The sequence below is a fragment of the Streptosporangium fragile genome (assembly GCF_039534445.1).
Classification (GTDB): Bacteria; Actinomycetota; Actinomycetes; order Streptosporangiales; family Streptosporangiaceae; genus Streptosporangium; species Streptosporangium fragile.
The window spans coordinates 1-10,112 of sequence record NZ_BAAAVI010000132.1 but is presented as its reverse complement, the minus strand read 5'-3'; the positions used below and the strand labels follow the sequence as shown (position 1 = coordinate 10,112).

At 71.5% G+C, this 10,112-nt stretch carries 10 protein-coding genes; 6 read left to right on the top strand and 4 right to left on the bottom strand.

The annotated features are described in order from the left end of the window. Positions 1-33: 33 nt before the first annotated feature. Together ABD841_RS39800 and ABD841_RS39795 are read left to right on the top strand one after the other, a co-directional pair. Positions 34-1,278 carry a GNAT family N-acetyltransferase gene (locus tag ABD841_RS39800; protein WP_344982244.1) on the top strand — a complete coding sequence of 415 codons (1,245 nt, stop codon included), beginning with the start codon at positions 34-36 and terminating at the stop codon, positions 1,276-1,278. A gap of 36 nt (positions 1,279-1,314) precedes the next feature. Beyond that, a complete protein-coding gene (locus ABD841_RS39795; protein WP_344982243.1) occupies positions 1,315-1,518 on the top strand; it encodes a hypothetical protein in 204 nt (67 codons plus the stop codon). A gap of 192 nt (positions 1,519-1,710) precedes the next feature. Here the strand turns inward: ABD841_RS39795 and ABD841_RS39790 are convergent, their stop codons facing one another. Then, complete coding sequence (locus ABD841_RS39790) at positions 1,711-2,178, bottom strand: ribose-5-phosphate isomerase (protein ID WP_344982242.1); 468 nt, start codon at positions 2,176-2,178, stop codon at positions 1,711-1,713. 98 nt (positions 2,179-2,276) lie between these two features. On the opposite strand from ABD841_RS39790, the gene def reads away from it, so the two are divergent. Beyond that, positions 2,277-2,765, top strand: coding sequence for a peptide deformylase (gene def / locus ABD841_RS39785; protein WP_344982241.1), 489 nt, complete (start codon positions 2,277-2,279; stop codon positions 2,763-2,765). A 21-nt stretch (positions 2,766-2,786) separates the two neighbouring features. On the opposite strand, the gene ABD841_RS39780 is transcribed toward def, so the two are convergent. Next, a complete protein-coding gene (locus ABD841_RS39780; RefSeq protein WP_344982240.1) occupies positions 2,787-4,196 on the bottom strand; it encodes an aldehyde dehydrogenase family protein in 1,410 nt (469 codons plus the stop codon). A 421-nt stretch (positions 4,197-4,617) separates the two neighbouring features. Continuing rightward, a complete protein-coding gene (locus ABD841_RS39775; protein WP_344982239.1) occupies positions 4,618-5,238 on the bottom strand; it encodes a mycothiol-dependent nitroreductase Rv2466c family protein in 621 nt (206 codons plus the stop codon). 221 nt (positions 5,239-5,459) lie between these two features. Between ABD841_RS39775 and pepN the strand changes: the two genes are divergently transcribed. Beyond that, positions 5,460-8,030, top strand: coding sequence for an aminopeptidase N (gene pepN, locus ABD841_RS39770; RefSeq protein WP_344982238.1), 2,571 nt, complete (start codon positions 5,460-5,462; stop codon positions 8,028-8,030). Positions 8,031-8,157: 127 nt separating this feature from the next. Here pepN and ABD841_RS39765 read toward each other — a convergent pair whose 3' ends face one another. After that, positions 8,158-8,880: an FHA domain-containing protein gene (locus tag ABD841_RS39765; protein WP_344982237.1), complete on the bottom strand. Its 723-nt coding sequence runs from the start codon at positions 8,878-8,880 to the stop codon at positions 8,158-8,160. Between the two features lie 60 nt (positions 8,881-8,940). On the opposite strand from ABD841_RS39765, the gene ABD841_RS39760 reads away from it, so the two are divergent. Both ABD841_RS39760 and ABD841_RS39755 read left to right on the top strand, forming a co-directional pair. Further along, complete coding sequence (locus ABD841_RS39760) at positions 8,941-9,315, top strand: hypothetical protein (protein WP_344982236.1); 375 nt, start codon at positions 8,941-8,943, stop codon at positions 9,313-9,315. Positions 9,316-9,346: 31 nt separating this feature from the next. Continuing rightward, positions 9,347-10,112: serine/threonine-protein kinase (locus ABD841_RS39755; RefSeq protein ID WP_344982235.1), on the top strand; the 766-nt coding region annotated here is incomplete at its 3' end.

The following is a 10,112-nucleotide window of genomic DNA, read 5'->3' as shown; positions in this document are numbered from 1 at the left end:
GGTCAGCTCATCCGACATGATCCAGAACTATAGATCACAAAACCTGGCTGTAGTATTAGCCTGCGTCCGATCGCCGAAGCGGAATGGCCCGACTGGATCACGGTCGACGAGGAGGCGTTCGGCGCCGCGATACCGCCGCACAGAGCGGAGCTGTACCGGGGCACCGCCGAGTTCGACCGCTCGCTCGGCGCCTTCGACGGCGGCCGGCTTGTGGGGGTCACCTCGGTGTGCAGCTTCACCATGACCGTGCCCGGCGGGCCGCTCCCGGTCGCCGGGGTCACCGCGGTCGCCGTGCTGCCCTCCCACCGCCGCCGGGGCATCCTCTCCTCGCTGATGGCCCGCCAGCTGTCCGACCTTCACGAACGGGGCGAGGCGGTCGCCGCGCTCTACGCGTCCGAGGCCGCGATCTACGGGCGGTTCGGGTACGGCAGGGCGGCCGACGCCCTGACCTTCCGGATCCCCACCGCGAGCGCGGCCTTCGCCCCGCACGCCCCGGCCGACCCCGGGCTGCGGCTGCGCGTCGTCAAGCCCGCGGAGACGCGTCCCCTCTTCGAGAAGATCTTCGAGTCGGTGCTCGGCAGCCGCCCGGGACTGTACGCCCGCACTCCCGCGCGCTGGGACACGGTGCTGACCGACCACGAGGCCGACCAGGACGGCGCCGGGCCGCTGCGCGGCGTGGTCGCCGAGGACGACGACGGGCCCCGCGGCTACGCGCTCTTCCGGATCAGGCGGAGCTTCACCGACCACGACGTGCCGGACGGCGAGCTGCGGCTGCGGGAACTGTTCGCCCTCGACCCGGCCGGGTACGCGCTGCTCTGGCGGCACGTCCTGGACCGCGACCTGGTCTCGCACGTCACGGCGGCGGACCGCCCCTCGGACGACCCGGTGATCCATCTGCTGGCCGAACCGCGCAGGCTCAACGCGCTCTGGAGGGACGACCTGTGGGTCCGGGTCGTCGACGTCGAACGGGCCCTGCCGGCCCGCCGCTACGCGGCGCCGGTGGACGTGGTGATCGAGGTCGAGGACGCCCGGTGCCCGTGGAACGCCCGCCGCTGGCGGCTGACCGCCGATCCCTCCGGCGCCCGCTGCGCGCCCACCGGCGACCCGGCCGACCTGACGCTGCCGGTCTCCGCGCTGGGCGCGGCCTACCTGGGTGGCCGCCGGTTGACGCCGCTGAGCGCGGCGGGGGTGGTGCGTGAGTCCCGGGAGGGAGCGGTGCGGGAGCTGTCCACCGCGATGTCCTGGGAGCCCGCGCCCTGGGGCAGCCGGATCTTCTGACCGCCGGGCGGGGCCGGGGCGGGTTATGGTGGCGGCATGGCACTGCAGAGCTTGCAGATCACCCCGATCACCGCGATGCGGGCCCGCGACGTCTCGCGTCCCACGCGGGAGCAGCGGGAGGCCGCCGACCGCCGGCCGCTGCGCGACGAGATGCCCCGCAAGGAATCCGCTCCTCGCAAGGAGGGGACGCGCCGGGAGCCGCCGCGGAAGGAGACCCGCGACTCCCCGCGGCACCGGTAGGACCGCCGCCCGTGTCCCGCCGCGGTGGAGGGCCGCCGCGGTGGTGGTCGGCGAGCCGCCGGCGGGCGGGCACGCAACGTGCCGGCGGAAGGCCGCGGCGAGCGGGCCGGTGGCGCGCTCCGACGGCGACGGGCCGCGGGGGGAGGGGGCGGAGAAGGCGCGGCGGAGGCCGGGAGCCGCCGCCGCGAAGGGTTACGGCAGGGGCGGGAGCTGGCCGATCGTCTCGTACGAGGTGAGCTGGGCGATCCTGCGGTTGTGCCGCTCGGCTCCCGAGTAGGGGGTCTCCAGGAAGATCTCGACGAACCGGGTCGCCTCGTCCTGCTCGTGCATCCGCGCGCCGACGCTGATGACGTTGGCGTTGTTGTGCTCGCGGGCGAGCCTGGCGGTCTCCTCGTTCCAGGCCAGGGCGGCGCGGACGCCGCGCACCTTGTTGGCGGCGATCTGCTCGCCGTTGCCCGAACCACCGATGACGACCCCGAGGCTGCCGGGGTCGTCGGCGACGCCCTCCGCCGCGCGCAGGACGAACGGCGGGTAGTCGTCCTCGGCGTCGTAGACGAAAGGACCGCAGTCCGTGACCTCGTGGCCGTGCTCCTTCAGCCAGGAGACGACGTGGTTCTTGAGCTCATAGCCGGCATGGTCGGCACCGATGTAGACGCGCACCCGCCCAGTTTCGCAGGTGTGCGGGGACGGCTCGACCCCGGCCCCGGCTAGAGTAACAGCCAGTATGGTTCATGAACCCTTACAAGAGAGAGTCCCACATGCGTGACATCCGAGTGGTCGGAGACCCGGTCCTGCGCACGCCCGCCGAGCCGGTCACCGACTTCGACCGTGAGCTGCGGCGGCTCATCGACGAGATGTTCCAGGTGATGTACCAGGCCCGGGGCGTCGGCCTGGCCGGTCCGCAGATCGGCGTGTCGAAGCGGATCTTCGTCTACGACTGCAGCAACCGCAAGGGACACGTGATCAACCCCGAGCTGACCGTCGACGACGACGCCGAGGTCCTCGACGAGGAGGGCTGCCTGTCGGTCCCCGGCCGCGAGACCGGCACCCCGATCTACGCCAGGACGCCCCGGGCCGCCGGGGTCACCGTCCGCGGGCTGGACCGGCTGGGGCGCCCGGTGCAGGTCAAGGCCCGTGGCATGCTCGCGCGCTGCTTCCAGCACGAGACCGACCACCTCGACGGCAAGCTGTACGTGGACCGGCTGGCCAAGGACGCCGCCCGGAAGGTGCTGCTCCAGGCGCCCTGACCCGGTGGCGGGGTCGCCGGGTCAGAGCTGGAGAGACTTGATCTCCAGAAACTCCTCCAGGCCGAACTCCCCCAGCTCCCGGCCGAGGCCCGACTGCTTGTAGCCGCCGAAGGGGGCGAGCGGGTTGAAGCGGCCGCCGTTGACGGAGACCTGGCCGGTGCGCAACCGCCGGGCGACCGAGATCGCGCGCTCCTCGCCGCCGGCCCACACGGCGCCCGCCAGGCCGTACGGGGTGCCGTTGGCGATGGCGACGGCCTCGTCCTCGCCGCGGGAGTAGGGGATGATCGTCAGGACCGGGCCGAAGATCTCCTCCTGCTCGATGACCATCCCCGGTTCCACCCCGGCGAACACCGTGGGTTCCACGTAGAAGCCCCGGTCCCGGGGCCGGTCGGTGCCGCCGGCCACCAGCCGGGCCCCCTCCTCCTGACCCCGGTTGATGTAGCGGACGACCCGGTCGCGCTGGGCGGCGGAGACGAGCGGTCCGAGCCGGGTGGCCTCGTCGAAGGGATCGCCGACGGTGTACTTCCCGGCGGCCTCGACGGCAAGGCCGACGGCCTCGTCGTACCGGTCGCGATGGACGATCATGCGGGTCCAGGCGGAGCAGGTCTGGCCGGAGTTGACGAAGGCGTTGGCCACCGTCGCCTTGGTCGCCACGCGCAGGTCGGCGTCCGGCAGGATCACGCTGGCGGACTTGCCGCCGAGCTCCAGGGCCACCCGTTTGATGGTCTCGGCGGCCAGGGAGGCGACCCGGCGCCCGGCCCTGGTCGAGCCGGTGAACGACACCATGTCGACGTCGGGATGGGTGACCAGCGCCTCCCCCACCACCGGGCCGTAGCCGCTGACCATGTTGAAGACCCCGGCGGGCAGCCCGACCTCGTCGAAGATCCCGGCGAGGGTGAAGGCCGCCAGCGGCGCGACCTCGCTGGGCTTCAGCACGACCGTGCAGCCCGCGGCCAGCGCCGGGGCCACCTTGCAGACGATCTGGTGGAGCGGGTAGTTCCACGGCGTGATGGCGGCGACCACCCCGGCCGGCTCGCGAAGGATGCGGGAGTTGCCGACCCTCCCGCCGTCGAAGTCGTAGGTCTCGGCGAGCTGCGCGTAGGACGCCAGCACCCCGGCGGGCATCAGCGTCTGCACGTTCAACGCCAGCCCGTACGGCGCGCCCATGTCGGTGGTGATGGTCCTGGCTATCTGGTCGGAGCGGTCGCGGACCAGCCCGGCCGCCGCAGCGAGGATCTTGCCCCGCTCGGCGGCGGGGGTGGCGGACCAGGAGGGGAAGGCCTCCCGGGCGGCGGCCACCGCGACCTCGACGTCGGCGGGGGATCCGGCCGGCACCCGGTCGATCGTCTCCTCGGTCGCGGGATTGATCACATCGACGCTCTCGCGCGACGCCGATGGCCGCCAGGCCCCGTTCAGATAAAGGTGCCGCATGCCTCTCATCCTTGCGTGCGTGCCGTCATTATGCGAGAGCCCGGCAGGTCGCGGGTGAGCACGTGTCGGCCGGGCGGAGATCGCGACCCGGCCGGTCACGGCCGCCCGCCGTGACGGGCACCCGGCCTGACCGCTGCGACGAGGGTACGGGGAAGCGCATGCGCGGCGCACGGATAAACGAGATCCTTAAAAACTCGTAATATCCGGATAAACACGCTATTTGATCTTCAATGGCATCGGCACCGCCCGGCACCGCCGCCCCACCGTCCCGGCCGCGCGGCCGGGACGGTGGGGCGGGCCCGGCCGGTACGGCGCGGGCGATGCGGTGCGGGCGATGCGGTGGGGGCGGGCGAAGACGGGCGCGGGGAGATGCGCGCGATCGCCCCGGACAGCGCGGGCCGGCCGGGGCGGGCGGCGTGGATCAGTCGAAGATCGGAGGCCGGGTCCGGGAGCGCTTGAGCTCGAAGAAGCTGTCGAACCCGGCGACCAGCCGGACACCGTCCCACAGCCTGCCGGCGTCCTCCCCCTTGGGGGCGGGCGAGATGACCGGGCCGAAGAACGCGATGTCCCCGACCGCGATCACCGGGGTGCCGACCTCCTGGCCGACCCGGTCGATGCCGTCGTTGTGCGAGGCGCGGAGCGCCTCGTCGAACTCCTCGGAGTCCATCGCGTCGGCGAACTCGCGGTCCAGCCCGGCGGCCTCCAGGGCCTCCTCCACGGTCTCGCGGAGCGTGTCCAGCTCCTTGATCCTGCCCTGGTTGTGGAAGCGGACGCCGAGCTCGGTGTAGAGGCGGCCGACGGTCTCGGAGCCGTACTTCTCCTGCACGGCGGTGACCACACGGACCGGGCCGATGGCCTTGGCGATCATCTCCCGGTAGCTGTCCGGGACGTCCTTGTCCTCGTTCAGGACGTTCAGGCTCATGACGTGCCAGCGCGGCTCGATCGGCCGCACCTTCTCCACCTCCAGCAGCCAGCGGGAGGTCATCCACGCGAACGGGCAGAAGGGGTCGAACCAGAGATCGACGGGGGTTCGCTCAGTCATGTTGGCGCTTCCTGCTCGTACAGCTTGTTCACCTAGCGACAACCAGGGCGGTGGAGTTTCCTATTCCGGAGGTGGATTAATGCCTTGACTTGCCGCTTTATCCTCGAGTCTGGCTATCAGTCCATGGATGGATCTTCGAGGCGGCGATCCTGCGCCTTACGTGGCAGGATTCAGTCACCCCTTAGCAATGGAGCGGGGGATGTTGTGAAGAGGGAGCGGTAGTGGCAGGCAATCTGACCCGTGACGAGGCGCGTGAGCGCGCACGGCTGCTCAGCGTGCAGTCATACGCGGTGGAACTCGACCTGACCGAGGGTGAGGAGCGCTTCGAGAGCGTCACCACGGTCCGCTTCACCTGCGCCCGGCCAGGCGCGGAGACGTTCATCGACCTGGCCGGCGCCAAGGTGCGCAGAGCCGTCCTGAACGGCGTCGAGCTGGACGTGAGCGGATACGATCTCGAAGCCGGGCGGCTGCCGCTGCCGGGCCTGGCCGAGACCAACGAGCTGCGCATCGACGCCGACTGCTCCTACAGCCGCACCGGCGAGGGCCTGCACCGCTTCGTCGACCCGGTCGACAAGAACGTCTACCTGCACAGCCAGTTCGAGACGGCCGACGCCCACCGGATGTACGCCTGTTTCGACCAGCCCGACCTGAAGGCCACCTTCGAGCTGACCGTGCTCGCGCCGTCCCACTGGGAGATCATCTCCAACGCGGCGCCCGACGAGACCGAGGAACTGCAGGAGCACCACGGCAAGCACGGCGCGCTGCAGGCCGCCCGGCGCTGGCACTTCCCGGCCACCCCGGTGATGTCCACCTACATCACCGCCCTGTGCGCCGGGCCGTACCACAAGGTGACCTCCGAGCACGACGGCATCCCCCTGGGGCTGTACTGCCGCGCCTCGCTCGCCGAATACCTCGACCCGGAGAACATCTTCGAGGTCACCCGGCAGGGTTTCGACTTCTTCCACAAGATCTTCGGGCTCCGTTACCCGTTCGGCAAGTACGACCAGCTCTTCGTGCCGGAGTTCAACGCCGGCGCGATGGAGAACGCCGGGTGCGTGACCTTCCTGGAGGACTACGTCTTCCGCTCGCGCGTCACCGACGCGGTGATCGAGCGCCGCGCCGAGACGATCCTGCACGAGATGGCGCACATGTGGTTCGGTGACCTGGTCACCATGCGCTGGTGGGACGACCTGTGGCTGAACGAGTCGTTCGCCACCTACGCCTCGGTGCTCTGCCAGGCCGAGGCCACCCGCTGGGGCCAGGGCGCGTGGACGACCTTCGCCAACGTGGAGAAGTCCTGGGCCTACCGCCAGGACCAGCTGCCCTCGACCCACCCGATCGCGGCCGACATCGTCGACATGCACGCGGTCGAGGTCAACTTCGACGGCATCACCTACGCCAAGGGCGCCTCGGTGCTCAAGCAGCTCGTCGCCTACGTGGGCCTGGACAACTTCCTGGCCGGTGTCCGCAACTACTTCGCCGAGCACGCCTGGGGCAACACCACGCTCGCGGACCTGCTGTCCGCGCTGGAGCGCACCTCCGGGCGCGACCTGTCGTCCTGGTCCAAGGACTGGCTGGAGACCTCCTGGGTCAACACGCTGCGCCCGTCGTTCACCACCGATTCCGAGGGCCGTTTCCTCACCTTCGACGTGCTGCAGGAGGCCCCGGCCGACTACCCGACGCTGCGCTCGCACCGCGTCGCCATCGGCCTGTACTCCCGTCAGGGCGAGGAGCTGGTCCGCGTCAAGCGGGTCGAGCTCGACGTGGTCGGCGCGCGCACCGCGGTGCCCGACCTGGTCGGCGAGGTGCAGCCCGACCTGGTCCTGATCAACGACGACGACCTGACCTACGCCAAGGTCCGGCTCGACGAGCGCTCGCTGCGGACCCTCGTCGACGGTGGCATCAGCAGGTTCACCGAGTCCCTGCCGCGCGCCCTGTGCTGGTCGGCGGCCTGGGACATGACCCGCGACGCCGAGATGTCCACCCGTGACTACCTGGCGCTGGTCATCTCCGGCATCGAGTCGGTCAAGGACATCACGGTCGCCCAGACCGTGCTCCGCCAGGCCCGCCAGGCCGTCCAGCAGTACGCCGACCCGGCCTGGCGTGCCGAAGGACTGTCCCGCCTGGCCTCCGCGCTCCGCGCGCTCGTCGCCGCGGCGGAGCCGGGCTCCGACCACCAGCTGGCGTACGTGAACGCGCTGGCGGCCACCGCGATCGCCCAGGACGACCTGGCGTTCCTCGCGGGCCTGCTGGACGGTTCGGTCGTGCTCGACGGCCTCACCGTCGACGCCGACCTGCGCTGGACGCTGATCCAGGGCCTGGTCTCCGGCGGCGTGCTCGGCGAGGAAGCCATCGCCCAGGAACTCGTACGCGACGCAACCGCCACCGGCGAGCGCTCCGCGGCGAACGCCCGCGCCGCGATCCCGACGGCCGAGGGCAAGGCGAACGCCTGGGCGTCGATCACCGGCGGTGAGCTGAGCGGCGCGCTGCTCCGCTCGACGATCATCGGCTTCATGGACCCGCGCCACCCGGACCTGCTGGCGCCGTACGCGGAGAAGTACTTCGCCGAGATCGGCCGGATCTGGAAGGCCTGGACGTCCGACAGCGCCCAGAACTTCGCCAACGGCTGCTACCCGGCGCTGGCCATCTCCGCCGAGACGGTGGCCAGGACGCAGGACTTCATCTCCGCCGAGCAGCCGCCGCAGGCCCTGCGACGTCTGCTGCTGGAGGGGGCGGACGGCATCAGCCGGGCGCTGCGCGCCCAGGCCAAGGACGCCGCCTCCGCGGGCTGATCCCCCGCGGCGACCGCGCGAAAGGCCCCTCGGCGTCGGGCGGCCGTCCCGGCGGAACAGCGCGCCGGACGCCCCTCGCCGTCAGGGCCTCACAGGAGAACAGTGCGCCGGACGCCCCTCGCCGCCATCACGGCGAGGGGCGTCTTCGCGGTTCGAGCAGCGACAGGTGATCGGCGGTCACCAGGTCGTGCCGGAGCGCCAGGGAGACCAGGGCCGCGCGCTGCCAGTCGGACTTGCCCGGCCGCTCGGGACTCTTCACCCGGAGCTTCACCCGGGCGAGGTAGTCGATGTGGAAGTTGACCGCCGAGCGGCCGAGGCCCAGGTGGGCCAGACGCATGATGATCTCCGGGACGGTGGGGATCACGGTGGAGAGCGGGTCGCGCAGCCGGGGCTCACAGAGGGCGACCAGGACCAGGAAGTACTTGGCCGTGACGTCGAGGGGGAAGGCGAGCACGGTCTCCTGGCCCTCACGGGGCGCATCGGGGTGGAGCAGGGCGTGCTCGGGCGCGAACACCAGGAACGACGCCGGCTCGGCGGGCAACCGCACCCGCGCCAGCTCGAACGGGATCGGGGCGCGCACCCGGCCGGGCTGCACCTTGACGAACTCGCCGCCACCCTCGGGGTTCTCCACCACGTAGGTCGCGGCGCGGCTCAGGTTGGAGATCGTCCAGTAGTCGTCGACCGCGTCGATCCGCCCGGCCAGGCGGGAGACCGCGGGATGGGGCAGCACCAGGTCGGCCGCCGGGCCCCGGCCGAAGGTGACGTACTCGCCGGGGGCGATCTCCAGCACCCTGTCGTCGCGCTGGACGATGATCCCGGGAGCGGCTCCTGAAACCTTACAGATACCCACGGTGAGCATCTTTTCGCAGACTGTGAGCGCACGCAGGAAAACCAGAGAGGGAGCACACAGATGCGCATCACAGCCGTCGTCGCCGCACTCCTCGCCGGAGCCGCGCTCACCGCCGCCGCCCCGGCGGCCCTGGCCGGGACGGGGCATACGGCGATCCGGGCCGGGGCCGCACAGGCCTCCGAGACGAAGTACTGGGTGGACACCTTCGCCACCGCCACCGGCTTCTATCGCGGGGGGTTCCTGTACGCGGGCACCCACTACGTGTTCTGCAAGCGCCGGGGTGACCGGGTCGGCACCGCCGACCAGTACAACCACTGGTGGCTGCTGACCGACATGGACACGGGCGGCCGCGACTACGTCTCGGCGTACTACCTGAGCCGCTGGGGCAACGACGAGGCCAGGGACAACTCCGGCAGAGAGATCCCCAACTGCTGACACAGAGTCACGGGAGCGTCACGATAGGTGAATGGACGTTCCCCCCACGATCGGCCGCTACCGCGTCGAGCGGCCGCTCGGCCACGGCGCGTTCGCCACGGTGTGGCTCGCGCACGACGACGCCCTGAACGCACCGGTCGCCGTCAAGGTCCTGGCCGCGCACTGGGCGAACCACCAGCGGATCCGCCGGAGGTTCGCCCAGGAGGCCCTGATGATCCGCCGGGCGGAGTCGCCGCACGTGGTGCAGGTGCACGACATCGGCACCCTGCCCGACGGGCGGCCGTTCTTCGTGATGGGCCACGCCGATCGCGGCACCCTGCGCGAGCGGGTGGACGGCGGCCCGGTGCCGCTGGACGAGGCGGTGCGCCAGATCCTCCAGATCGCGGCCGGCGTGGCCGCGCTGCACGATCGCGGTATCGTCCACCGCGATCTGAAGCCCGCCAACATCCTGATCACCTCCGCCCCGGACGGCGGCGAGCGGCTGATGGTCGCCGACCTCGGCATCGCCGGCGAGCTGGCCCAGACGTCCGGTCTCACACTGCCGGGCGGAACCCCCGGTTACATGGCCCCCGAGCAATTGCGCGCCGGCATCCCACCCGACGAACGCGCCGACGTGTACGGCCTCGCCGCGGTGGCGCACCACCTGATCACCGGCCACCCTCCCGGGCGGGTGGCGGGGCGAGGGCCCGGACGGATCCCCTCCCCGGCCGGCGACGTCATCGCCCGCGGCCTGGCCGCCGAGCGCGACGAGCGCTGGCCGGACGTCCGGGCCTTCGCCGCCGCCCTGGCGGCGGGCG